General features: G+C 59.2%; 25 protein-coding genes. 5 read left to right on the plus strand and 20 right to left on the minus strand.

Annotated features, from left to right (window positions below; genetic code table 11):
- Together ppk1 and R6U20_RS09940 are read left to right on the plus strand one after the other, a co-directional pair.
- The coding region (ppk1, locus tag R6U20_RS09935) for a polyphosphate kinase 1 (RefSeq protein WP_410337701.1) at window positions 1-2022 on the plus strand (2022 nt) is incomplete at its 5' end.
- 42 nt (window positions 2023-2064) lie between these two features.
- Window positions 2065-2664, plus strand: coding sequence for a hypothetical protein (locus R6U20_RS09940; RefSeq protein ID WP_410337702.1), 600 nt, complete (start codon window positions 2065-2067; stop codon window positions 2662-2664).
- Between the two features lie 267 nt (window positions 2665-2931).
- Here the strand turns inward: R6U20_RS09940 and R6U20_RS09945 are convergent, their stop codons facing one another.
- From R6U20_RS09945 to R6U20_RS10010, 14 genes are all read right to left on the minus strand, one after another.
- Window positions 2932-5670, minus strand: a complete 2739-nt coding sequence (locus R6U20_RS09945) for a PAS domain S-box protein (RefSeq protein WP_410337703.1) — start codon at window positions 5668-5670, stop codon at window positions 2932-2934.
- Between the two features lie 396 nt (window positions 5671-6066).
- On the minus strand, window positions 6067-6636 hold the full coding sequence (locus R6U20_RS09950) for a protoglobin domain-containing protein (RefSeq protein ID WP_410337704.1): 570 nt from the start codon (window positions 6634-6636) through the stop codon (window positions 6067-6069).
- A 33-nt stretch (window positions 6637-6669) separates the two neighbouring features.
- Window positions 6670-7185, minus strand: coding sequence for a GTP-binding protein (locus R6U20_RS09955; protein WP_410337705.1), 516 nt, complete (start codon window positions 7183-7185; stop codon window positions 6670-6672).
- Between the two features lie 118 nt (window positions 7186-7303).
- Window positions 7304-7687 (minus strand): roadblock/LC7 domain-containing protein, encoded by a 384-nt coding sequence (locus R6U20_RS09960; RefSeq protein ID WP_410337706.1) that lies wholly within the window; start codon window positions 7685-7687, stop codon window positions 7304-7306.
- A gap of 559 nt (window positions 7688-8246) precedes the next feature.
- Complete coding sequence (locus R6U20_RS09965; protein WP_410337707.1) at window positions 8247-9251, minus strand: DUF2157 domain-containing protein; 1005 nt, start codon at window positions 9249-9251, stop codon at window positions 8247-8249.
- Between the two features lie 3 nt (window positions 9252-9254).
- Complete coding sequence (gene tyrS / locus R6U20_RS09970; RefSeq protein ID WP_410337708.1) at window positions 9255-10481, minus strand: tyrosine--tRNA ligase; 1227 nt, start codon at window positions 10479-10481, stop codon at window positions 9255-9257.
- A gap of 90 nt (window positions 10482-10571) precedes the next feature.
- Window positions 10572-11036: an SsrA-binding protein SmpB gene (smpB, locus tag R6U20_RS09975; RefSeq protein ID WP_410337709.1), complete on the minus strand. Its 465-nt coding sequence runs from the start codon at window positions 11034-11036 to the stop codon at window positions 10572-10574.
- A gap of 51 nt (window positions 11037-11087) precedes the next feature.
- A complete protein-coding gene (locus R6U20_RS09980; protein WP_410337710.1) occupies window positions 11088-11972 on the minus strand; it encodes an MqnA/MqnD/SBP family protein in 885 nt (294 codons plus the stop codon).
- 56 nt (window positions 11973-12028) lie between these two features.
- The gene (gene rplS / locus R6U20_RS09985; protein ID WP_410337711.1) at window positions 12029-12382 is read right to left on the minus strand and encodes a 50S ribosomal protein L19; all 354 of its coding nucleotides are present in this window, start codon (window positions 12380-12382) and stop codon (window positions 12029-12031) included.
- A gap of 95 nt (window positions 12383-12477) precedes the next feature.
- Complete coding sequence (trmD, locus tag R6U20_RS09990) at window positions 12478-13203, minus strand: tRNA (guanosine(37)-N1)-methyltransferase TrmD (protein ID WP_410337712.1); 726 nt, start codon at window positions 13201-13203, stop codon at window positions 12478-12480.
- Between the two features lie 45 nt (window positions 13204-13248).
- The gene (gene rimM / locus R6U20_RS09995) at window positions 13249-13863 is read right to left on the minus strand and encodes a ribosome maturation factor RimM (RefSeq protein WP_410337713.1); all 615 of its coding nucleotides are present in this window, start codon (window positions 13861-13863) and stop codon (window positions 13249-13251) included.
- Window positions 13856-14482 (minus strand): 30S ribosomal protein S16, encoded by a 627-nt coding sequence (rpsP, locus tag R6U20_RS10000; RefSeq protein WP_410337714.1) that lies wholly within the window; start codon window positions 14480-14482, stop codon window positions 13856-13858. The genes rimM and rpsP overlap by 8 nt, the downstream gene beginning before the upstream one ends.
- A 103-nt stretch (window positions 14483-14585) precedes the next feature.
- Window positions 14586-15965: a signal recognition particle protein gene (gene ffh, locus R6U20_RS10005; RefSeq protein WP_410337715.1), complete on the minus strand. Its 1380-nt coding sequence runs from the start codon at window positions 15963-15965 to the stop codon at window positions 14586-14588.
- Window positions 15966-16094: 129 nt separating this feature from the next.
- On the minus strand, window positions 16095-16415 hold the full coding sequence (locus R6U20_RS10010; RefSeq protein WP_410337725.1) for a carboxymuconolactone decarboxylase family protein: 321 nt from the start codon (window positions 16413-16415) through the stop codon (window positions 16095-16097).
- A gap of 230 nt (window positions 16416-16645) precedes the next feature.
- Between R6U20_RS10010 and R6U20_RS10015 the strand changes: the two genes are divergently transcribed.
- The 3 genes from R6U20_RS10015 to ggt all read left to right on the plus strand — a co-directional run bounded on the left by R6U20_RS10015 (window position 16646) and on the right by ggt (window position 19842).
- On the plus strand, window positions 16646-17257 hold the full coding sequence (locus R6U20_RS10015; RefSeq protein ID WP_410337716.1) for a 5-formyltetrahydrofolate cyclo-ligase: 612 nt from the start codon (window positions 16646-16648) through the stop codon (window positions 17255-17257).
- A 72-nt stretch (window positions 17258-17329) separates the two neighbouring features.
- Window positions 17330-17983: a PspC domain-containing protein gene (locus R6U20_RS10020; protein ID WP_410337717.1), complete on the plus strand. Its 654-nt coding sequence runs from the start codon at window positions 17330-17332 to the stop codon at window positions 17981-17983.
- An 86-nt stretch (window positions 17984-18069) separates the two neighbouring features.
- Window positions 18070-19842: a gamma-glutamyltransferase gene (gene ggt, locus R6U20_RS10025; protein ID WP_410337718.1), complete on the plus strand. Its 1773-nt coding sequence runs from the start codon at window positions 18070-18072 to the stop codon at window positions 19840-19842.
- A gap of 67 nt (window positions 19843-19909) precedes the next feature.
- On the opposite strand, the gene ruvA is transcribed toward ggt, so the two are convergent.
- The 6 genes from ruvA to R6U20_RS10055 all read right to left on the minus strand — a co-directional run.
- Complete coding sequence (gene ruvA / locus R6U20_RS10030; RefSeq protein WP_410337719.1) at window positions 19910-20515, minus strand: Holliday junction branch migration protein RuvA; 606 nt, start codon at window positions 20513-20515, stop codon at window positions 19910-19912.
- A gap of 58 nt (window positions 20516-20573) precedes the next feature.
- Entirely contained in the window at window positions 20574-22262 is a 1689-nt protein-coding gene (locus R6U20_RS10035) for an NAD+ synthase (RefSeq protein ID WP_410337720.1), read from the minus strand.
- A 152-nt stretch (window positions 22263-22414) separates the two neighbouring features.
- Window positions 22415-23098, minus strand: a complete 684-nt coding sequence (locus R6U20_RS10040) for a hypothetical protein (RefSeq protein WP_410337721.1) — start codon at window positions 23096-23098, stop codon at window positions 22415-22417.
- Between the two features lie 82 nt (window positions 23099-23180).
- Entirely contained in the window at window positions 23181-23441 is a 261-nt protein-coding gene (gene yidD / locus R6U20_RS10045; protein WP_410337722.1) for a membrane protein insertion efficiency factor YidD, read from the minus strand.
- Window positions 23332-24765, minus strand: a complete 1434-nt coding sequence (locus R6U20_RS10050) for a hypothetical protein (protein ID WP_410337723.1) — start codon at window positions 24763-24765, stop codon at window positions 23332-23334. Before R6U20_RS10050 ends, yidD begins: the two co-directional genes overlap by 110 nt.
- 213 nt (window positions 24766-24978) lie before the next feature.
- Window positions 24979-25159, minus strand: a 181-nt coding sequence (locus R6U20_RS10055) for a hypothetical protein (protein ID WP_410337724.1), incomplete at its 5' end; no start/stop codon positions are given.

Consider the following 25159-nt stretch of genomic DNA (forward strand, 5'->3'; position numbering starts at 1 on the left):
CGGATTCCGCTGTTGGAGCGCGTATTCTTCTGCGCCATTACCGGCAGCAACCTCGACGAGTTTTTCCGCAAGCGCGTGGGCGGACTCAAGCGGCAGCAGGCGGCGGGGGTGTCGTCGCTCTCGCCCGATGGGCGCACGCCTGCCGAACAGTTGGCGCTGGTGCGCACCGCTGCGCTACGTCTGTACGATGCACTGGCCCACTGCTGGGAGGATACGCTGCGTCCGCTCTTGCGCACCGAGGCCGATGTGCACGTGCAAGACTACGACGACCTCACCAATGCCGAGCAGGCCCATGCCGATGCCTATTTCGAGGAGCATGTGTTTCCGGTGCTTACGCCGCTGGCGGTAGACCCTGGGCACCCGTTTCCATTCCTCTCGAACCTGAGTCTGTCGCTGGCGGTGAGCCTGCGCCATCCGGGCGCGGGCGAGGAGCGCTTTGCCCGCCTAAAGGTGCCCGACAACCAGCCCCGCTGGGTGGAACTGCCTACGCCGCATCGTTATGTGCCGCTGGAGCAGGTCATTGCTGAAAACGCCGATGCGCTCTTCAAGGGCATGCAGGTGCAGGGCGTGCATGCCTTTCGCGTAACGCGCAACGCCGACATCCGCCGCGACGAAGAAGAAGCCAACGACCTGCTAAAGCTCATTTCCGAAGAGCTGCGCGAACGCCGCTTTGCTCCGGTCGTCCGCCTGGAAGTGCAGACCGACATGCCCGAGGGGGTGCGTTCGTTCCTCGCAAAAGAGCTTTCGCTGAGCGATGATGCGCTCTACACGGCCCCGGCGCTGCTTGGTCATACCGATCTGATGGCCCTTAGCGGCATCGACAAACCCGAGCATCACTACCCCACATGGGTTCCCGTAACCCCGCCGCGCCTGCACACGCCTGCACGGCGTCCGTCGTTGCTTCAGGATAAGGGTACGCCCAGCACCGATGACATTTTCAGTATTATTCGGGATGCGGATGTGCTGGTGCATCACCCGTACGAGTCGTTCGATGCGAGTGTGCAGCGCTTTGTTGAAGAAGCCGCCGACGACCCCAACGTGCTGGCTATCAAGCAGACATTGTATCGCACCTCCGACGACTCGCCGATTGTGGCGTCGCTCGTGCGCGCTGCCGAGCAAGGCAAGCAGGTGGCCGTGCTCGTGGAGGTGAAGGCGCGCTTCGACGAGGCGAACAACATCGAGTGGGGGCGTACGCTCGAAGAGTCGGGCGTGCATGTAGCGTATGGGCTGGTCGGACTCAAAACGCACACCAAGGTTACGCTGGTGGTGCGCGAAGAGGGCGAGGCGCTGCGTCTCTACTGCCACATCGGCACCGGCAATTACAACGCCAAAACCGCCCGCGCTTACACGGACCTGGGCCTGTTTACGTGCGCTCCAGCCCTTGGCGAGGACGTGATGAATCTGTTCCACTATCTCACCGGATACGCCCCCGAGCAGTCGTATAACGAACTGCTGGTAGCGCCACACACCATGCGTCGCCGCTTTGAAACGCTCATTGACCAGGAGATTGCACATCAGCGCGAGCACGGCACCGGGCGCATTATGGCCAAGATGAACGCGCTGAACGATGCAGACATGATTAGCAAACTCTACGAGGCCTCGCAGGCGGGCGTATCCATCGACCTGATTGTGCGTGGCCACTGCCGCCTGCGCCCGGGGCTGGAAAACATCAGCGAGAACATTCGTGTGCTTAGCATCCTCGATCGCTTTCTGGAGCACACGCGCATTTACTACTTTGGCAACAACGGATCGCCGCGCGTTTTCATGGGCAGCGCCGATTGGATGACCCGCAACTTAAACCGCCGTGTAGAGGCCATCGTCGAGATCCATGACGATGCACTGCGCGAGCGCACCACCCGCATCCTTGACTATGCCTGCCAGGACCAGTATGCTGCGTGGCAGTTACACGCCGACGGGCGCTATGTGCAGCGTACGCCTCCGCCCGATACGTCCCGTTCGGCATCAGCCCTGCAATGGCGCCTCATGCACGACGCTACGCAGCGTGCCCCGTCTGAGGCGTAACCCGACGCGTCCCCCCTTCCTTATCATATAGCTGTTGCCCCTATGGATCGCACACTGGAACTCCGATGGTTTATCGATGGCCCTATGCCCGATACAGTCCGCGACTGGTTCGATACGCTGGGCAAAGCGTCGAAGAAAGAGCGGAGCGACGTGTATCTGCTCACCGAGTCATCGGCCTGCAACGTGAAGTGGCGTAGCGGAAAGATTCAGACCAAGCGCCGCACGCGTCCCCCCATCCTTGCGCATACCCCCACGGGCTTCGAGGGCTGGCAGGAGTGCTGGCACAAGTGGAGCTTTGGCACCGGCGATGCCCCTCCTGAGCGCGACGACAATCTGTGGGTCCCCGTGCATAAGACGCGCCAGCAAATCGAACGCGACTTGCCTACCGGCATCGTCGTAAAGATTGAACTGACGCGCGTGGAGGCCTATGGCGAGGCGGGATGGAGCGTATGCATTGAGGCAGAATCGGAGTCGCCCACCCAGCCTTTGCGGGATGCGCTGGGCCATGCCAAGTACATGTGGATGGCCGAAGCCCCTGATCTTCCCTTTTCGCGCGATACCTCGATGGGCTACAGCCGCTGGCTGCACGACGTGGCCGGGTATCCTCTCCCTCCCGTGCAGGCGGCTCCTACATCCTCATGACACGTGGGGTCCGGCTACGCAACGCCTACTGCTCTGTCACACGTCATTCTTGGGGCAGAGGCGCACCTCTCTTACATGCTGTCATCTTGAGCGAAGCGGCTCCGCCAAGGAGACGCAGAGTCGAAAGATCTCCCACACGCCTGGCACAACCTCTCACCCGCCAGGCACCCGCCAACCGAGCGGGAGATGGTTCGACTGCGCTCACCATGACAGGCTTCGTGGGAGGGTGATTGCAGGGCAACCATCAAAATGAGGGTTGACAGAGCACTACGCACATGGAAAGAAAACCGACACCCGTGTGCCCTGACCGCGCGTCGACTCGACTTCGATGGCTCCATCCATAAGATCCACGAGTTCGCGCACGATGGCGAGGCCAAGTCCGCTGCCTTCATGTTCACGGGCTAAGCCCTCTGACTCTTGCGTGAAGGCTTTGAACATGCGTTCTTGAAAGGATTGCGTCATCCCAACGCCGGTGTCGGTCACCTCAAACAGCACAGCCCGGCGGCCTTGGGCAAGATGTACCTGAACCATGCCTTCGGCTTTCGTAAACTTGATGGCATTGCTAACCAGATTGTAGACCACACGCTGTATCGCGCCGCGCCCGCCCCGTGCACACACCACCGGCGCGTAGCACGTGAGTTGAAGATCCAGATTCTTTGCAGAGGCTTGCTGTTTCTTTTCGTATACGATGTTCTGAACAAGCGTATGCAAATCCACAGATTCCGTCTCCAGCACTTCTGTTCCAGCCTCCAGTTTCGAAAGCCGAAGCACTGAATCGAGCGTTGTGAGTAGCCGCCTGGCGCTTCCCATAATGAGCTCCGAGAAGCGTGCGGGTCTGCCGGAGATTTCTTCTGTCAGGATCTCTGAAAACCCTATGATGGATGTTAACGGGGTGCGCACTTCATGACTCATATTCGCCAGCATGGCCGTTTTGAGACGTGCTGCGGCTTCGGCCTCGCGCTTGGCAGCGCGCAGTTCCTGCTCGGCCTCCATACGGTCGGTAATGTCGATCAGCGTAAAGACCGCGCCAGAAAACACGTTGTTCTCGTTGAGCAGTGGCGCTCCGTTAACGGATACGACCTTGCGCGTGCCATCCGGCCACTGGAGTGCGTACTGGAGGTCATGCATTGACGTCTTGGCGGCTTTTACCCGACTAAAGGGCTTTTCGTCTTCAGGTAACGCTTCGCCGCTGGGGTGCTCAATGCGCCACGGAAAAGCGGAGCGCGCCCCCGCTTTTAGGGCCGCTTTCGGCATCCTCAACACATCTTCGGCCCGCTCATTGGCTTCTGCGATGACGCCATTGGCATCCATGACTACGATAGCCGCTGCACTCGTGTTGAAAATGCGCTCCAGCAGATCGCGCTCGGCCCGAAGCGTGCGTTCCGCTTCGCGGCGACGGGTGATGTCGCGTACGATGGTCTGCGCAGCAGGCTGCCCGTTGTACGTAATGGGAACCGATCGCACTTCGACGGTGCGCGGCGGACGATCTTCCCATTGAATGGTTTGCTCTATCGGCAAGGTAGAACTGGTGCCCTCGTACACGCGCTGCAACCGCTGCATGGCCGCCTGACGCTTCTCGTCATCGACGATGAATGCAAACAGGTCTTCGCCCAGCAACTGGTCGACATGGTCCACACCGAGCACTTGGGCGCCTGCGGGATTGATATACTGAATGCATCCGCCAATGCTTACCACAATGGGGTCGGGATGCGCCTCCACGAGTCGCTCCCACCGCTCCGCACTGCGCAGTCGCGCTTCCTCAGCTGCGCGGTGCTCGGTCACATCTGCCGCCATGCCTACGCATCCAACCACCTCGTGCGCTTCGTTTCGCAATGGCGAATACCACACGTCGAACACAAATGTACTGATATGGAGCGTATCGCGCACCTCATGGCCGGCAAGCGCGCGTTTGAGTCCGCGCAGAACGGCTGGGAAATCGGCATAGTGATCAAACACAGAAGATCCTACCGCTTCGTCAGGATCCAGACCAATGGCGGGTAGATCATGCCCTTCAGCCAGCAGGAACGTGCCGTCTTCATCCAGCACGAATACCGCCGGCTGGGCGTTTTCAGCCAGGATACGAAAGAGCTCCTCCTGCCGCCGGAGCGCACGCTCTATCGTCTGCCTTTCGGTGACATCGGCCACAACGCCATCGTAGTAAAGGATGCGTCCGTTGTCATCGCGCTTAACGGTGCTGCTAATGCGTGCCATGAACGTAGACCCATCACGGCGTTGCATCTCGACCAAGAACTCATTGAGTCCGTCGTTTTCGTGCTCGGCTTGTAGGAGACGCGTCTGGTCGTGCGGATCGGCGTAGAGGTCGGATGCGGGCAGCGCCACGATCTCATCGAGCGTGTCGTATCCGAACAGGTCTATGAATGCCCGATTGGCGTAGATAATGCCCTCTTCGGGCGTGCTGCGGTAGAGCCCACTACCTACGTTCTCTGCCACCTGTTTTAGGTGGTCTTCGGTTTGTGCGTGGCGGAGCGTTTCGTAGCGGTGGGCAAGTTCGGTGGCCACCAGCGATGCACAGTCGCCTAAGCATTCGTGTGCAGGGCGCGCAACCTGTGTGTCTTGCTGTGCAGGGCGCAGGGCTTCGATGACGCCTTGGGGCGCCTCAGAGGCCGGGGCACAAAGCGGAACAACGGTGTGCGTCCATGGCTCAGCAGGCGCTATGGCATCGTCCGCATTCGTATCCAGAAAGGTGCCTGCACTGACCTGGAGGCAGTTCCATGCCTGGCTGCCGTCAAGAACCTCATGCACCGCACGCAGCCGGTGGGGAGGCGCTACCGGAACCGTTGGAGGCGGCCCCGCACGGGCAACCGGCACCAACGTGTCACGCTGCTTTAGGCTAATGCGCACGTACGCCCCGCCGCACAACTCCGTCGCTATGCGTGCAATGCGCATGAGCGCCTCGTCGTCCAGCGGAGCCACAGCGGCGTGCCGCCAGAGCACGTCGAGCGTCAGGTCTGGTGGGATCAACGTAGGGGACGATGTGGCAGGCATCTCTACACGCAATGCAAAGCAAGGAGTGGCATTCTGAAGGGGCGACACGCCTCTCAAAAGGTATCTATTGGGAGAGGCACGGGGAATAAAGATCTCCTCGAAGTAGGCAACTCCCCTATGCCGCCGTACATGCTGAATTCAGCAAGAGCTGTTTGGGGCGGTGCTATACACACGTACGCATATCGGCAACCTACAGAGTTACCGCTGACACAGCACCAGCTTCGCTGCCCCAACTTTCGCCCAGTGTTATGTGGTATCTTCTAATATGTTCGATAGCTGATCGCAAGCCAAACGTGCGAGCACAAAAAAATCGCCCACCGGGCTCCAGATAGGAGAGCCACCTGTGGGCGATTGCTTGTCGGTACTGTAGTTGATCCTGGACGTAGGCGGAGGATTCTATCCCATAAGCAGGCGACGCGCAAGCCGCTCGCCTCCGACCAGTTCCGACAGATGCTTGAGCTGATTGTCTTCGTACGCCTGATAGAAAATGGCAACGTCGAGCGCCATCACCTTGTTGAATGCGTTTTTGGCTGCTTCGGGGTTGTCGCTTTGCTTAGTCACAACTTCCCCATGCTTGCGAACCACGTCCATCATAGCAAGCGGATACCGCACTGGGAGACCGATCTTTACGTGAATATGTCCGATTTTCAGTCGGTCTTTTACGTACTCGGTGCCATATTCGCCGCTGAAGAGTTCCACGAACCAATCGCCAATCATACTGTGCAGGCGATCCATGCTTTTGCCCTCAAAGTACTCCTTTGTGTTCTCATGGTCGAACAGGCGGTCATAGAACTCGTCTGTCATAGGACGGGCCTGCTCACGTGCGGCATCATGCAATGCTGTTAGGTGATCCACGTCTGCATCCGACACGCCCATCAGCGCGGACAGTTCATCGGCGATGTCTTCTTCCTTGACCGACCAGCTTGCGCGTTCACCTTGAGCGTTTAAGTTTCCTTCGTTCATCATAGCTTTAGTGTGCTCTATTAAGTGGAATTAGGGTTACTGGTCTCGGGTGATGTGTGCAACAAGCGCAGCCACCAGAGCTTCGCTGTCTTCTTGGACGCCAGCATCAATCGCATCGACCGAGATGGCCTGCTCTGTGAAGCTGGCAGCACGTACCTGCTCAGGATGCGATTCGTCTACGTCGGTATGGGTGATGCCAACTGCAAGGGGGACTGCCTCTTGCTTGGTGAGCAGGTGGCTAAGCAGCCGTTCGGTGTCGGCCACTGCCGAGTCATTGGATGCATTCACCAGAAGCACGATGCCATCTACCCCCTCTCCGAGGACATCCCACATGTAGCCAAAACGCTCTTGCCCCGGCGTTCCAAAGAGGTTCACGGGCATGTCGTGCACCGTCATGCTTCCATAGTCAAGACCCACCGTTGTAAAGGGCTTATCCGGCGTTTCCTTACTTTCGACATCCGTGCGCACTGGCTCGATTTCGGAGAGCGTGGCAACGAGTGTCGTCTTCCCTGAGCCTACGGCTCCAGTGACGAGGATTTTGAGAGGCTTCATAAGATGTAAGAGCGTTAGGGAAAGAAGTAAGCCCGGCGGCACAGTTGTGACGTGCCGAGACCCAAACAGCTTTTCTGTGCGCAGGAGCCCACGGGCATCCGAGGCTACGCAAGCGAGGCTACGCAAGCGCACCTGTCAGCAGATCATTTACCGTCTCGACCTGCTCACGCGCTTTAAGGTTGATAAGTGCGATGTTCGCCCCTTCTTTCGCAACGACAGCAAGTGCGCCTCGATCGCCGACCAGGTAAAGCTGCACCAAACGACCCTCAGCAGAGATTGACGTCTCCTTGAGCGCACCCGCATTCAGCGTGTCTGCCATGCGGCGGCTTACCCCCACCGTTGTAGCAACCATAGCTGCTACGCGCTTCGCGTCATCTACCTCGCTAAGCGTATGCCCAACGAGAAACCCATCGCCAGAAGCAATAAGGCTCCCCTCAATTTGCTGGGGCAGCGAATCGTCGAGGTCGTAAAGAAGAGATTGAATTTTTTCGGCGGTACCCATAGCGGTAGCGTGTCTTTTCGTGATACAAGGACCTATATGCTTTGTCGGGCTTGCCACTTCTCACTTCGACGGTCGATGCAAAACGCGTCAAGCCATCCCAATTTACACATGCTTGTTACATCTGTCACAGAGTTAAACAAAAAGTGGTCCGTATGTTTGATTTTGTAGACCTTTGCAAACTTGGGTGGCTTCTTTACACCTTGCCTCGTACTGTACACATCCTCGAAATTGGATGCTTCTACCACCTGATCGCTCTAAGAGGCACTCTACCTTGTATTTGCATCTGATGGCTTCCAGACGTAGCTCACCAGGGATTATGCTACGGAGGGGACGTTTTCTTCTATACCCCACTAAGTGAAGGTCAGAATCGCCCGAACTCTGTGAAAATATTACCCGGGTGTGTTTTTTTCTCTCCAATCTGTGGCTTCCTGGATCGGGGTCTGAAGGACTTGGCCTATTTCTCGGGGGGCTGCCCCAAAGAGAAATGCGAATCACTTTGAGGATAGCCTCTGCAAAGATAGCCTTTGCTTCAAACAAAGGAGTATTGTGGAGGGCTCAATCATGTGCTAAACCAGATACGCAAGCGCCGACGAAGCGTCTCCCCATGACGCTGCCACCAGATGCCACTGCCTACAATGGCGAGTCCCAGGCAGGTAAGCACAAATGGAAACCAGACGCTTCCGGCAAACACATCGTAGGCCAGGTATGCAAGATATCCGGTGAGTCCCAGCGCCCCAGTGCTCACAAAAACATGCCGTTGCACAAGCACACCGCCAACAAGCGCAGCCACATTCAGCCCCGCATACATGCCGGGCGGGATGGCGTCGTGCAGAGTAAGCAGTGAGACGCTGCCCCACAGCACGAGTCCGCCTACCACGTGGGGCCACCACGCGAATGCAGATGTCCCGGTGCGGTGCAAGGCAGCGGCAACGAGGAGGAAGACGCCCCCGAGCACAGTCGATCCCCACAGGTAGGGTGTAGTAGCCGTGGCGTTGAGGTTCAGGACGAAGCTGAGCAGACTCATGCCCAGGTACCACCCGAGCACGGAAAGCGAAAGCGTTAAAAACGGAAGCTGGTACCGCCAGAGTGCAACCCCAGCCGTTGCGAGTGCGACTCCTTGCAGCATGAGCGCCCGCGTATCAAATCCGGCAAAGAACGGGCGGTGTGCGGTCTCAGTTGGCCACCAGCCTGCAAGCAGTTGCACGCCGTACACCGCCAGCGGCACCAGCACCACGGTGAGCGTAGCCGTAAGCCCCGCGGGAACACGGTAGCCTGTACGATAAAGCGCCTCGGTGAGTCCGGCGCTAATTGCAGCATATGCAATGGCGATGCTCAACAGTCCCCATGCGCCAAAGGCCTCCCATCCCAGCGTCATAAACACCGACATCGCACCGATGGCGATACATCCGCCCACGTAGTACAGCAGATGCGTGAGCCGTAGCGAACTGGCGCTGGACGATTCCGCTGCCCGCTCGGCAGCAAGCGCTTCGACCTGCTCGGCCTGCGCCCGGGTGATGATGCCACGCTCTACGGCTTCAGAGAGCACCGCATGAAGGCGTTCCATGGGCTATGCGGATGCGGGAGCTTCAATGCGAACGTACCGCCGTTTGCCAACCTGCAACACGAACGGCGGGTCGGTCTGCAGATCAACCGAGTGGCGCCAGTTGTCGACGGTCTCGTCATCGATGGTAACGGCGCCCTGCTTGATGAGACGGCGGGCTTCGCTGTTGGATTCGGTAAGTCCGGCATCGCTCATAAGATTGAGCAGCCCCATGGTGCCGTTGCCCGACTCAGGGGTAAACACCGGGATATCGTCGGGCGTGTCGCCCTGCACCACGGTTTTCTCGAAGTGATCGCGGGCTGCCTGGGCGGCGTCCTCGCCGTGATACATGCGCACGATGGTGTGGGCCAAGTCGTGCTTTGCATCGCGCGGATTCGCCTCGGCCTTTGCTTTCACATCGGGTAGGGCGTCGAGCGGCGTATCTGTAATAAGCTCGGTGTAGCGGTAGATCAGCGCATCCGGCACTGACATCACCTTGCCGTACATCTCTTCGGGCGCTTCGGTGATGCCGATCGCGTTGTCGAGCGACTTCGACATCTTCTCGTGTCCGTCGGTGCCTTCGAGGAGCGGTACCATGAGGCAGACCTGGGGGGCTTGGTCCTTGGCCTGCTGAATATGCCGCCCTACGAGCAGGTTGAAGCGCTGGTCGGTGCCGCCAAGCTCTACATCCGACTGAATTTCGACGGAGTCTTGCGCCTGTGCCAGCGGGTACAAGAACTCGTGCACGCTGATGGGCTGCCCAGCTTCATAGCGCGTCTTGAAGTCTTCGCGCTCCAGCATGCGCGCTACGGTATGGTGTGCGGCAAGCTCAATGACGTCGCTAAACGACATTTCGTCGAGCCACTCCGAGTTGTAGCGGATCTCGGTACGGTCGGGGTCGAGCACATTGGCAGCTTGCTCGAAGTAGGATTTGCCGTGCTCGCGCGTTTCTTCGATCGTAAGCGCCGGGCGCGTCTTGGAGCGGCCCGTGGGATCACCAATCATGCCGGTGAAGTCGCCCACAATAAGCACCGCCTGATGCCCCAAATCCTGAAACTGGCGCAGCTTGCGCAGCACCACCGTGTGGCCCAGGTGCAGGTCGGGGCGACTGGGGTCGCAGCCCAGCTTTACGCGCAGCGGTGTATCGGTTTTGCGGGAGTGCTCCAGCTTCTCGCGGAGCGCATCTTCGGGAACGAGGTCGGCAACGCCGCGCGTGAGCACGGCCATTTGTTCGTCTACAGGGGGGAAGCCCATGGAAAGAGACAAGCAGGTGGATAGGATGCGGCAGTGCAAAGCGCCTCGGGCATCCGCAAGTCAGATGCGGGCGGATGCGACAGGCAGGCGCTATCGGTTAAACTCGTGTTTGATGTCGCGCAGCTTACGCTTCGACTCGCGCTCTTTCACGGTCTGGCGTTTGTCGCGCACGTCTTTGCCCTTGGCCAGGCCAATCTTCACCTTGATCCAGCCGTCGCGCACGTACAGCTCCAGCGGCACAATGGTGTAGCCTTTCTGCGCCGCGGCCTCGGCCCAGCGCTCCAGCTCGTGCTGGTGCATCAGCAACTTGCGCGAGCGGCGCGGCTCGTGGTTAAAGTGGCTGGCCTGCTTGTACGGCTTGATGTACGCGTTGTGCATCAGCATCTCGCCCTTGTTATCGAGCGAGCAGTAGGTGCCGTCGAGGCTGGCCTTGCCGTCTTTGGCAGACTTCACCTCAGAGCCGGTCAGGACAATGCCGGCTTCGAGCGTGTCTTCAATGAAGTACTCGTGCCGGGCTTTCTTATTGCGGTCGAGCGTGCGTACCCCGCTACTCATAAGCGCGAAGGGATCGAGACAAGAAGGCAGAATAGAACCATGGCCCCCGCATCAGGCCGTAGGGGTGGGGGGATGCGGAGCCCCGTCGCCATGGGGAGCATCGCCCTCGGCATCGTCGGAGTCGTCCTCCTCCTCACGGGCGCTGTCGGGGTCCTCCGACACGAACGGCATGTCGGGGATTTCATCCGCTACGTTGTAGTAGAACAGGTACGTGCGAAAGTCGGTGAGGCTGGCGCGCTCTAACCGTCCAATGCCGGTGCGCAGGTCGTCGGTGTAGAACTCGCGCAGCGCCTCGGGCGGAGCCTCCTGCTCAATCCATTCGGCACGATGCGCTTTGGCATGCTTTCCGGCAGCCATCATGGCCTCTACGAGAGCAGTGGTCGCACGTCCGCGCTTCATGACGAAGAGCCCCCACACCATCGGGTAGTTGGTGAGCTCATACCACTCGCGGCCCAGGTCCATCGTGAAGGCATCGCCCGCGTCGTAGTGCGCGCCCTGAGGACCCACGATGAGCGCAGCGTCGGCATCGGTCTGATGCAGGGCGGCAGGATCATCGGTATCCACCGCGACGAACTCCGGGTCCACGCCGTAATGCTCGTGCATCACCACGCGGGCCACGAAGCGCTCGGTAACGCGCGACCGCGGGTAGGCGACCGTCCCCGGAAACGCCTGCAAGCCGCCGCTCCACACGAGCCGGGCAAACGGATACTGCCACGAGGACAGCCCCATGCCGGGCACCGCATCGAAGCCGTCGTGGCCTTGCAGCACCAGGTACGTAGGCACAAGCGCGATGTCCACCTCATCTTGCATCACACGGGCGGTGCACACCTCGGGCCGATGGCGCTCAATCGCAAAATCGGCGTCGTCTTGTGCCAGCAAACCGCCAATGAGGGCGTGAGCGGGTGTGTCGTTCCAAAGGGCAATGCGGGTAGGCATACGCCAGAGCTATTGCGTGCAGAAACTATCGCGTGCCGAGCGGAGGGCGGCGTGCGTTAGTTTGTCTTGCGAGCGCGGATGCGGGCGGACTTGCCGGTGCGTTCGCGCAGGTAGTTGAGGCGAGCGCGGCGCACATGGCCCTGACGCTTCACGTCGATCTGGGCGATGCGCGGCGAGTGCACCGGGAAGATCCGCTCTACGCCAATGCTGCTCGAAATCTTGCGCACAGTAAAGGTCGTATTGGAGCCGCTGCCGCGCTTCTGCATCACCACACCTTCGTACTTCTGAATGCGCTCTTTGTCGCCTTCTACCACGCGCAGGTGCACGACGACTGTGTCGCCGGGCCCAAACTCGGGCAGGTCATCTTTGAGTTGCGTTGCTTCCACAATGTCAAGCAGATTGGTCGCCATGGTCTTAGGGAGTTTCAAGGTTAAACAATACGAATACAGAGGGATGCACCGGGCGCAGTATGCGCGTTGGGCATCGCTCTGCAAGCTACAACAGGTTAGTCGGTAGAAGCGGAGGCCTCGGGGGAGGAGGCCGGCGCTTCGGTGTCGTTGTTCAGCAAATCGGGACGGCGGGTGCGCGTTTTTTCGAGGCGCTGTTCGTCGTGCCAGGCCGCGATGCGCGCGTGGTTGCCGGAGCGCAGAACGCTTGGCACCTCGTGGCCGCGAAAGACGGCCGGGCGGGTGTAGGCCGGGGCATCCAACAGACCGTCTTGGAACGAGTCGGTGAGTGCCGAGGATGCGTTGCCCAGTACGCCGGGCAAGAGCCGCACCACCGCATCCACCAGAACGAGCGCAGGCAGTTCGCCGCCGCTCAGCACGTAGTCGCCAATGGAGATTTCGTGCGTGATAAAGTGGTCGCGCACGCGCTGGTCAATGCCTTTGTAGTGCCCGGCCACCAAAATCAGATGCTCGTGCATCGAAAGCCGGTTGGCGTGGGTCTGTTGCAGCGGTGTGCCATCGGGCGTCAGGTAGACGACCGCGTCGGCTTTGCCGTTGGGCTGGCACGCTTCGATGGCGCGCACGAGCGGTTCTGGTTTGAGCACCATGCCTGCGCCGCCGCCAAAGGGATAGTCGTCAATCTGGCGGTGTTTGCCCACGCCAAAGTCGTGCAGGCTATGCACCTTGATGGTGACGTGCCCATCGTCTTGCGCGCGCCCTACGATGCTGTGCCGTAGCGGCTCGCGCACCAGGTCGGGGATGGCGGCGATGATGTCAATGTGCATGGCAGCAGAACTCGTTCAAAACGCGAGGCTGTTCAAAGCGCGAAGCTATCGGAGGTCGTCGGGCGGCGTGTCGGGGGCATCGGGCGCATTCGCATCCAGCAGTCCCTCAACCGGGTTTAGGTGGATGCGCTGGGCATCGTCGTCAATGCGGGGCACGAACGCCTCCACAAATGGCACGAGCGCGTCGTAGCCCTCGGTCGTTTCGATGACGAGCGCATCGGGTCCGGGCAGCGGCATCACTTCCGTGAGCGTGCCCACGCGCTCCCCGTCACTGTAAACGGCATAGCCGACCAGGTCGTGCACAAAGCGCTCTTCCTCGCTCAACGCGAAGATTGACTCGGGCACGAACACATCGAGGCGGCGCAGCGCTTCGGCTTCGTTGCGGTCGGTCGCGGTTTCGAGCGAGAGGAGCACCGTGGTGCCCTTCTTGTGCGGCTGAAACCGGACCTCGCGCACAGTGTGAGCGCTGACACGCTCGGCATCGCGGCCCACGTACACCGTGTCGAAGGTGGCAAACCGGTCAGGGTCGTCCGACAGGGGAATGACCTTCACGGTGCCGTCGAGGCCGTGCGGCTTACCCACGCGCCCCACCTGCACGAGCGTGTCGGCAGGCGGGGTGTCGGCAGCACCGGAATGGTTGGGCGAGGCGGCGTTACGCATCCGACTTCGGAGTGTCGTCGCTTTCATCGGCGGGGTCTTCGTCGGTCGCATCGGCAGCTTCAGCTTCGTCAGCAGAGTCTGCTTCCTCGGCTTCGGCAGCTGCCTCTTCTTCAGCAGCTTCCGCTTCCGCTTTGGCTTCCGCCTCGGCTTTGGCCTTGGCTTCTTCTTCCGCTTTGCGGCGCTCTTCCTCTTCTTTGCGGCGCTGCTCTTCGAGTTCGGCAGCACGCTGGCGCTCTTCTTCGATCGCTTGAGCGCGACGCATTTCAGCGGTCATCTTAACATCGTCGCCCTTCTCTTTCAGGCGCTCAATGTGCTCATTCACCGCCTCGGCGATCTGTTCGGGCGATTTGCCCTTCTTCTTGAGGTGGTGGCGCAGCAGCAGGCCGCGCTTGCTGAGGATGCTGCGCACTGTATCGCTCGGCTGCGCACCATTTTCGAGCCAGTAGAGCACGCGCTCTTCGTCGTCGATCTGAACGGTAGCGGGCTGTTCGAGCGGGTAGTAGCGGCCCAGGTCTTCGATGTAGCGCCCGTCGCGCGCATTGCGCGAGTCGGTGGCTATGATGGAAAACACGGGGATCTTTTTGCGCCCCAATCGGCGCATGCGGAGTTTAACGGACACAGGTATGTATCAGGTTGATCGAAAAGAATAACGGGGGTTTCTCAAGGCCGTGATTGCCTCTTAATGGATAGCAAGGCACGGCGTCGGGTACGCAGCGGTCCGATTATCCGGGAAAGGGGCTGCTTCCGCCTCCACCGAACCGGCCCATCAGCTTCTTTAGGTTGACGGAGCGCCCTTTTCCGGTCAGCTTCGACATGGTCTTCATCATCTTCTTCATGTCGCGGAACTGCTTGATAAGCTGGTTCACATCGCGCACTTCTACGCCGCTTCCTCGGGCGATGCGGCGGCGGCGCGTTCCGTTTAGAATCTGTGGATTAGCGCGCTCTTCGGGCGTCATCGACAGAATCATCGCCTCGATATGGTTAAAGGCATCCTCGTCGACGTCGAGGTCTTTCATCTGCGATCCCACACCCGGAATCATGCCAATGAGGTCTTTCATCGACCCCATGTTCTGGATCCGCTGCAACTGGTCGTAGAAGTCTTGCAGATCAAAGTCGTCGGACTTGATCTTTTGCTTGAGCTGCTGGGCTTGCTCTTCGTCGTACTGCTCTTGCGCGCGCTCCACAAAGGAGACGACATCGCCCATGCCCAGAATGCGCTGGGCCATGCGGTCGGGGTAGAACTCGGAGAGCGCGTCGAGCTTCTCGCCGGTCGAGGCAAACTTGATGGGCTTCTCGACTACGGTCCGAATCGAAAGCGCCGCGCCGCCGCGGGTGTCGCCGTCGAGCTTGGTAAGCACCACGCCGTCGAAGTCGAGCTGCTCGTTGAACTCGTTGGCGGTGTTGACCGCGTCTTGGCCCGTCATGCTATCCACAACGAACAGGATTTCGTTGGGATCAACGGCCTCTTTGATGTCAGAGACCTCTTTCATCATGGCCTCGTCAACATGCATCCGGCCTGCCGTGTCGATGATAACGACATCGCGCGCTTTCTTCTTGGCGTGCGACACCGCTTCATCGGCCACGCGCACCGCATCCTGCACGATCTGGCCGTCTTCTTCGACCGAGTACACCGGCACGCTCACCTGGTCGGCCAGCGTGCGAAGCTGGTCTACAGCTGCCGGCCGGTAGACATCGGCAGCTGCCAAAAGCGGGGCGTGGCCCTTTGAACGCAAGTGGCGGGCGAGCTTTGCCACAAAAGTGGTCTTGCCCGAGCCTTGCAGTCCGGCCACCAGAATGACGGTGGGCGGGTGGTCGGCCATGTTAAGCCCGACGTGCTCGCCACCCAGAACGCGCGTGAGCTCGTCGTATACAATTTTGGTAAGCTGCTCGCCGGGCGTAACCGACTGCAGCACCTCGTCGCCGGTGGCTTTTTCCTTGACGCGATCGGTGATGTCGCGCGCCACCTTGTAATTGACGTCGGCATTGAGCAATGCGCGGCGAATCTCGCGCATCGTCTCAGCGATGTTTAGTTCGTTGATACGCCCTTGCCCTGTAACGGACTTCAGGGCGCTATCTAATTTGTCGGACAGACTTTCAAACATACGTCAGGACGCGGTCTGGGATACATTCGCAGGCCGAATGGAGCGAAGCCGAGTGGAGTGCGGTATGCGGTATTTCGCGTAGTTCAAGCGGCACCCGCTCCAGTATTGCAAGCATCGGATAAGAATGCGTTAGCGTTCTGCTTGTTCACGGCTACGCAGTAAATCAATCGTTTCCACCGCGTGGCGCAGGTGCGGGATCACAATGGAGCCGCCGACTACGAGCGCCACATTCAGCGCATCAAGCAGTTCCTCGTCGCTCCACCCTGCGTCTACGCACTGCTGCAGGTGGTAGTCGATGCAGTCGTTGCAGCGCAGTACCGCCGAGGCCACGAGCCCAAGCAGCTCTTTCGTGTCGCCAGACAGCGCGCCGTCGTCGTAAGCGGCATCGTCGAGCCGGAAAAAGCGTTTAATGCCCAAATGGTCAGTGCCCTCCAGAATCCGCTCATTCATGCGGTCGCGGTACGCATGAAACGCATCTAACCGGTTTGAAGAAGAACGGTCTGCATGAGATGCGAAGGGCGACTCGGCAGCATCCGGCGCGGGCGACGAAGACTCGGGGGGCGATGTTGCGGACATACAACCGGCAGCAGACAGATGAATAGCAGGAAAATAGGTAGACTCGTAACAAAAGAGGCAGCATAGACGTTTACTGGAGCCCGTGAAATTGTGATCTGAATGCTATGCCTACTGCCGCCAAAGATACGCTCCGCCAGCAGTTTGATGCGTACCGCCGTGCGCTTGGCCCCACAGCCCACAGTGCTCGAAGCCGGCGCATCTGCACTCGTGCGCAGGCTCACTCTGCACTCCACTGTGCTTCAACGGTACACGCCTACTGGCCGGCGCTCGACCGCGGCGAGGTGGATACGCGCCCGCTCATTGGATGGTGTCAGGCAGCGGGAAAAACCGTTGTGCTACCGGTTGTTACGAGCTTTGCGGCAAGTGCCCCGGCCATGGAGGCCCGCACGTTCACCCATACCGATGCGCTGGTTAAAAACCGATGGGGGCTGCACGAGCCCGTGCATGGCACCCGCGTTGCGCCCAGCGCTATCGACCTTGTGATCGTTCCGGCTTTTGGAGCCGATCGGCGCGGCCACCGCATCGGGCACGGAGGCGGTTTTTACGACCAGTTCCTGGCCTCGCTGAAGGCGACTACGCTTGCGCTTGCGTTTGACGCATGCCTGGTAGATGCCGTACCCACCGCTCCGCACGACGTGCCCGTGCAGTACGTCGTCACTGAAACCGAAACCGTTGGGCCACTTGCGCGCTCTACCCCAGGCTCGACGGCGGCGTAACCCGGTACGACCCGAGTTGTGCATAGACGCTATGTTTAACAGACTCTATCGTTGACACTCTCTCCTACGCCCATGTCTACTCGCGAACGCTCTCGACCTTCGTCCTCTTCTCGGTCTTCTCGGGCCTCCGGCCGTACGTCCGATGCGTCGTTCTCGCCGCTCGACGACGCCGAGCTCAACGACTTCACCGACGCGGAACTCGACCACCTGCTTGACTCCCCGGCCGGGAGCTCCCCAGACCGATTTGGGCGCATTGCCACGGCCACCGGCGTTGTCATGATGCTCGTGTTGGCACTCTACCTCATTGCCGAGTTTACGTCGATGGGATTCCTAAGCTCCAGCCTCGGCATCGGGCTGGTCGGAATGATGATGGCGATTATTGGATTCGGCGTGTTTTCGGGGCGCAAAAAGAAGCCAACGACAACCAGCAAGGACGCGTCTAAACGCGACGAGGCCTCGGTCGAAGAGCAGGTAGAGGCTAAGCTCCGCGAAGCCCGAGCTGCCCTCGACGCCGAGGAGGCCGACGCGTCGTCATCTTCAAGCGATTTGCGCCGCTCCATGAATAAGAAGCTCTTTGGCGTGTGTGCCGGACTTGCCGAGTACTTTGACATCGACATTACGCTGGTGCGTGCAGCGTTCCTGGTTGGCCTCGTCCTATCTGGCGGTCAGTTGATGCTGGTTTACTTCGGCCTCGCGTACATCATGCCAAAACCTGACGATGCGTAACGGACGCGCGTACCGCCTGCTGCTACCAGCGCCCAACCCGCGCCTCGCCCCATTTGGTCGCCTCGTTCCTTCATTTGCGTTCCTGTATGCCTATGCCTGCTCGCCTCTACCACCTGCTCGGCTTGACGCTCGTCGGCGTTCTGTTTTTTGCCCCCACGTCCTACGCCGTCGCGCCTGACGACCGGCCCGCAAGCAACGCCCCCGGCGCCTCCGAAGCAGTTCCCGAGTATGGAGAGGATGGCATGGTCGTGGCCGCCCACCCGGCGGCCGCCGAGGCGGGGCGCCAGATCTTGGAGCAAGGCGGCAACGCGGTGGATGCGTCGGTCGCGGTCGGATTCGCACTCGCGGTGGTGTACCCCCGGGCGGGCAACCTGGGCGGCGGCGGATTTCTTGTCCTGCGCCAGCCCGATGGCACCGCTACAACGATTGATCACCGCGAAACCGCCCCCGAAGCGGCTACCCCCGATGTGTATCTGGATGCCCGGGGCAACGCCGTCCCCAACCGGAGCCGCTCGGGCCACCTGGCTTCGGGCGTGCCCGGCACCGTCGATGGGCTCTTGCACGCGCTCGAAAATTATGGTACCCTCTCGCGCGCCGAGGTTATGGCCCCGGCTATCCAACTGGCCATTCATGGATTCGAGGTGCAGCCCAGCCAGGCCGAAGCGCTTAGTAACGCCCAGGATGACTTCAACGAATTTGTCAGCACGCGCCGCTACTTCGGATCGGAGAGCGATCATGGCGGACGCTACGAACCGGGCCAGATGCTCCGTCAGCCCGATCTGGCCAACGTGCTCATTCGCATCCGCGAGAACGGGCGCGATGGCTTTTACAAAGGCCCAACTGCCAACCTCATCGTATCCGAAATGCGACGCGGCGACGGGCTCATTACCCACGAGGATCTGGAATCGTACACCTCGGTCGAGCGCGAGCCTGTCGTATCCACCTACCGGGAGCACCGTGTACTCTCGATGGGGCCGCCCTCTTCCGGAGGTGTTGCACTGGCCCAGCTCTTGAACGCTGCCGAGATGCATGACGTGGCCGAACACGGGCTCAACGCCAGCACCACGATTCACACGCTGGGCGAGGCCATGCGCCGCGTCTACGCCGACCGTGCGGAGTGGATGGGCGATCCTGACTTTGCGGAGATGCCGCTCGACGGCCTTGCCGATCCTGACTATATGCGCACTCGCATGGCAAACGTGCAGCCCGACCGCATTACACCCACCGATTCGGTATCGCATGGCATGCCGCCCGGTGCCGAGTCGATGGAAACCACCCACTATTCGGTCGTGGATGCCGATGGCCAGGCCGTGAGCGTAACGACCACCATCAACAGTTCGTACGGATCGAACGTGGTGGTGGATGGCGCGGGGTTCTTTCTCAACAATGAGATGAATGACTTTAGCCTAAAGCCCGGCGTGCCTAACCAGTATGGGCTGGTCGGATCCGAACGCAATGCGGTGGCCCCGGAAAAGCGGATGCTGTCGTCGATGACTCCGACCATTGTGGAGGATCCGGACGGACGCCTGCGCCTGGTCATTGGCTCGCCGGGTGGCTCGACCATCATCACAACCGTGTTTCAGGTGATCATGAACGTGATTGACCACGAAATGGACATCGAGCAGGCGATTACGGCGCCACGGTTCCATCATCAGTGGAAGCCGGACACGATCTGGCTGGAGCGCCATGGCTTCCCCCAAGATGTGCAGGAAAACCTGGAGGCACGGGGCTGGCCGCTTAACGAGCGCAGCCGCTGGGGCCGTGCGCATGGCGTCCACATACGCTACGACGAGGACGGCACGCCCACCTACCATGGCAGCGCCGACCCGCGCCTGGAGGGCGTAGCCGTCGGGCTATAACAGAGCACCGCTTTCCATGATACGCTATACGACGATCCGCTGCACGGCATGATCGGCCTGCTGTGCCTCAACGGTCCACCTTGAGGGCTTTACGCACCAGCGCATCTGCCGAGTCGATGTCGGCGTTGTCGCGCAGCACTATGCGAATGGCGCGCTCGGCGTCGGCACGAGACAGCCCCAGCGATTCGAGGGCGGCCAGGGCATCGGCACGGGCAGCAGCCTTGGCATCCGACGAACCGGAAGACACAGCGCGGGAGCCGCCCAGATCCATCTCCGAGAGCGGATCGCGCAACTCTACGATGAGACGCTCAGCGGTCTTGCGCCCCACGCCCGAAATCTCCTTCAGGCGTGCGGTATCGCCGTTCAGCACATGGTCGCGCAGCGCACGCGGCGACATGGCCGAGAGCGCCGACAGCGCCAGGCTCGGCCCCACCCGCGATACGCCACGCATGGTGTTGAACAGCGTGCGCTCGACCTTGGTGGCAAAGCCATACAGCGAAATGTCGTCTTCGCGCACGTAGTGCACCGTGTACAGGTGCACCGACTCGCCCGTATCCGGCAGCTCCTGAAACGTGGAGCTTGGAATGGCAATGGCATAGCCGAGGCCATCCACATCCACCACCGCCTCCTCGGGCGTTTTTTCGACGAGCGTGCCCGAAACGTAGGTAATCATACCATCAGAGTAGCAACCAAATAGAAACGAACGCACCTGAACGAAGGCGCCGGCACCGCTACGCAGCCGGGGTGCGAGCAGCGGACTGCGCGGCCTCGCGGTCCCAGTTCATCACAATCGGGATGCGCCGGCCCATACCGAACGCCTTGTCGGTGACGCGGATGCCCGGAGGCGCCTGGCGCCGCTTGTACTCGTTCTGGTCGATCATACGCAGCACCTGATGCACCAGCTCGGGGTCATATCCGGTCTCGGCAATGATGGTGCCTGCCTCTTGCATCTCCTCAATGTAGCGTGTCAGAATGGTGTCGAGCACCGTGTACTCGGGGAGCGAGTCGGTGTCTTCCTGATCGGGACGCAGCTCAGCCGACGGCGGTTTGTCGATCGTGTTCTGGGGGATGCGATCGGTTCCGGCTTCGGCGTTGATGTAGTCGGCCAGCTCATAGACCTTCGTCTTCAAGACATCCGACAGCACCGCGACGCCGCCATTCGTATCCCCATAAAGCGTGACGTAGCCCACGGCCATCTCGCTCTTGTTACCGGTGGAGAGCAGCAGGTGCCCAAACTTGTTGGAGAGCGCCATCAGCGTAATGCCACGGCTGCGCGACTGGATGTTCTCCTCGGCCACACCGGGTTCGGTGCCGCGGAAGGCATCAGCAAGCATGCTGTCGAAGGCGTCGACGGCGGGCGCGATCGGGATCTCCTGAAACTCAATGCCCAGGTTCTTTGCAAGCTGCTCCGAATCGGTGATCGAGCCCTCTGAAGAAATCTCCGACGGCATGGTTACGCCGAGCACGCGGTCGGGACCAAGGGCTTCGGTGGCCAGCGCACACGTCACCGCCGAGTCGATGCCGCCTGACAGGCCCACGAGTGCCTTCTCAAAGATGCCCGTTTTCTCATAGTAGTCGCGGATGCCAAGCACCAGCGCATCATGCAGATCGGCAATATCGTTGCGAACGGGAGGCGCCATCGGGGCAAGCGCGTCCAGGTCGGCAACTACAAGGTCTTCCTTGAAGCGAGCTCCAGCGGCGGCGCACTCGCCTGAAGCGGTGTACACGCGGCTGTCGCCATCGAACACAATTTCGGTGTTGGCGCCCACCTGGTTCACAAATGCAAACGGCACGTTGTGCTGCGTGGCCGCACCCATCATGAGGTCCTCGCGCTCGTTTGCTTTCCCCATCGAGAAGGGGGAGGCGCTAATGTTGAGCAGCAGATCGGGGTCGTGCGCGGCGAGTTCGGACACAGGATCGCGCGTGTAACGTCGATGCGGATGGTCGGGCAGGCAGTTCCACATGTCCTCGCACACGTGCAGCCCAATGCGCATCCCGCGCCACGAGACGACCTGTGCCTCGGGGCCGGGCTCAAAGTGGCGGTCTTCGTCGAATACGTCGTAGGTAGGAAGCAGCGCCTTGCTGCGCACGGTGGCCTCCGATGCATCGCGCTCCAGCAGCAGCGCCGTGTTGTAAAGCGGACGGCCCTCGGGGTCGGGATTTGGTAGCGGAGCACCCACGATGACACCGATGCCTGCGGGGATCGTGCTTGCAAGCTCGGCAATGGCCTCTTGCACGGCCTCAATGAACAGCGGATTGCTCAACAGGTCTTGCGGCGGGTAGCCTGTGAGGCAGAGCTCCGGAAACGCGACCAGGTCGGCCCCCGCCTCGGCGGCCTGTTCGGTATACGACACAATGCGCTGGCAATTGCCGTCAAGGTCGCCAACGGTCGGATTGATTTGAGCAAGGGCAAGCGTCATGAACAGGTAAAGGATTCGTGAGCAGAAGAAAGCCCAATTGACATCAGAAGGTGCAACGCCATCGCCCGGTTGATACGTTCCGCAACCGAAGGCGGCACACCAAGGAAATCGCAGGGCGCAAGTTGGCGTGTCCGGTCTGGGTAGAGATTGGGCTACGGACGTACGGATTCAGATCGTGTTAGAGCGTCATTCGCAGTATGCGTAGCCACCCAGCGGTCGATGGGTTTCTGGATTCGGTTTACGATGGCGCTAACGACAAGTCCCCACACGCTTACGCCGGTTAGAAGAACAGGGGCAATGACCAGCAAGACCAGGCGCACATCGTTCGGGTCGCCCAGTTTTTCGGGGGTTGCAGTCGTCCAGAGTCCTAACTGAACGAATGCCATGTATCCCACAATAGCCCAGAAGAGCCACACAAGACGTTGACGGAGGGAGCGGGAGCGGCGCGTTCCGAAGAATGCCCTCCAGACGGCGTGGGCCGCCCACATGCCCAGCGCGGTGAGCAGCCACACGAGCACGGACGCAGCCTGAGAGAAAAACAAATATCTATCAAGCGTGAATGTAACCAGCGTATCGATAGCCCCCGTAACCATCTCTTCTTCGGCAGCCTGAAGTACCACGACATGACCTACTGCCATGGGCACGCGTGCAGCGTACAAAAGAGCATCCTGCAGAAAAGCAATTACGCCGCCGTATAGCGTAGGGAGCGTGAACGCAAACGCCAGAAACCACCCAACGAGCATGGGCACAAGCTGCGTCCAGCGCAGATAGTCTAAGCCGATTTTAGCAAGCGCGCCAATGAAATATACGGTGTCGTTTTGATTCAGTATCGCCATGTGGATTACGGGCCGCCGCCGCTGTCAACGGAATACACGGAAAGTAACCACACATGCGTAAAGGAGGTGGTGCAACCGGCCATTACGGCGAGTCGGAGGAGGAATCTTTTTGCGCGGGGGGAGGCGGGGGGGCCTCACCAAACCAGCGTGGCGGATCATAGCCCGAGCCGCCCAGCGGATGGCAGCGCCCAATGCGGTAGAGCGTAAGAATCAGTCCCTTCACCGCCCCATACTCACGCAGCGCCTGCTCGGCGTACGACGAACACGTTGGGTGGAAGCGGCAGGTGGGCGGCGTAAACGGCGAGATGGCGTTGCGGTAGAACCACAGCACGCCCAACAGCACGTAGCGGGGCAGCCGCCAGAGCCCACGTGCACAACGAAAAATGACGGTGCGTATTGTATTCATAGGGGATGCGTACGTCTGTCATTTCCATAGAGATTCGACGCATCTCCAATAGAACCAAAACCGGTCGTGTGCGCCACATATCAGTGCTGATGGAGACATCCGCACCGAAGTAGCGCTCCCAGTCTCCGGCTACCAGATGTTCTGGATGCATAGGCACCAATAAGCCACATTGAAGCATATACTGAAGCAGACCTGTAGTTTTTAGACAGACGGATTTGCCCCCGGCATTGGGCCCGGAAATGATTAATATGCGCTGATCTTTATTTAAGCTTATATTAAGGGGGATCACTTCCTTGTTTTGGGCTTTAAAAACCAGGTAAAGCAAGGGGTGAATAGCACTTTGCCAGGAAAAGCCTTGTTCATTGATTAGTTTAGGCTTCTCTGCATGGAGTTTTATGGCAAGTAAGGCCTTGCTGTGAATAGCATCCACTTTTCCAAGCCATTGGTAATCATCGATCAGTTCAAAAATCCAGGGGCGTAGCTTTCCGCTGTATTCGCCAAGGATGCGTTTGATCTCCTTCCGGTATGCATTGCCTAACTTTCGAATTTCATTATTCGCCTCAAAAGCGGCCTCAGGCTCCATATAAACGGTTTGTCCACTGGATGACTCATCATGTATAAACCCTTTAAGCTTGCGTTTTTGGGAGGCGAATACAGGGATTACCAGGCGGCCGTTACGTACGGTAATTTCTGCTTCATTCCCCACCCAACCGGATTTTTTGGCTTGGGTAAGGGTTTGCTGAATTTTTGAGTAAAGCCCTTTTTCCAGGGTCTTGATCTTTCGTGTTATATCTTCAAGTGCAGCAGAAGCATCAGGCCGTATTTCCCCTTTATTGTCAATAATACCATCCGCCTGTTCCGTGAATTCCTGCCAGCTTGTTTTCCCTTTGGCTAAAGCAATGAGCTCATCATACTGTTCCGGGTCCAGATCCTTCAGGTAGGCTTTAACAGATTCCATAACCTTTAATGAACAGTTTAGATCATGGAGATCGTCCTGTGCTATTATGGCCCCCTCTGTTGATAATAGCCTAAGCCTGTGGCGCATGTCTTTATAATCATGGGTGGGAAAAGAAGGCGCAAACCGAATTAATTGCATGAATTGATACACCTGCTCAAGGTTTTTGCCGATAGTCGTAAAGTCACTGCTGAAAGATATCTGCTCAATCCAATCTTGTCCCATTGGACTTATACAATGCTCATGAAGGATCTTGCGAATTTGATCAAATCCTATTTTCTCTTCAAAATTTTCAGGGTATACCATTGTTATTCAATCATAAAAAATTCAAACAGTTATACCCTGCAAAAGTATAACAGATTATGCATTTCGAGGAGTCGTTTGTGGTTTTTTCAACAAACTCACCTGTATTACGTTTGCTCAGATGCAAGCTATCGAAAGCCGCAGACATCATATAGGGTTCGGACCAAAAAGCCGTTGAAAATCAAGTTTATCCTTTTTAGATCGGAATCATACAGGCTAAGGCATTCGATGTTTTTTTAATATATCACCGGCATGCATCAGCAGGTCGACATACTGTGCTCTTTTATAGATTTTATAATCTTTCTGTCCAGGAAACGAGAAAACAAGCGTATCAATGCAGCAAAAACCAGTCACGGTTTGTATCCCAACAGGGAAAGGCAAAATGCACCCTTCCAAA

Origin of the sequence: Longimonas sp. (assembly GCF_046498435.1) — a bacterium.
GTDB lineage: Bacteria > Bacteroidota > Rhodothermia > Rhodothermales > Salinibacteraceae > Longimonas.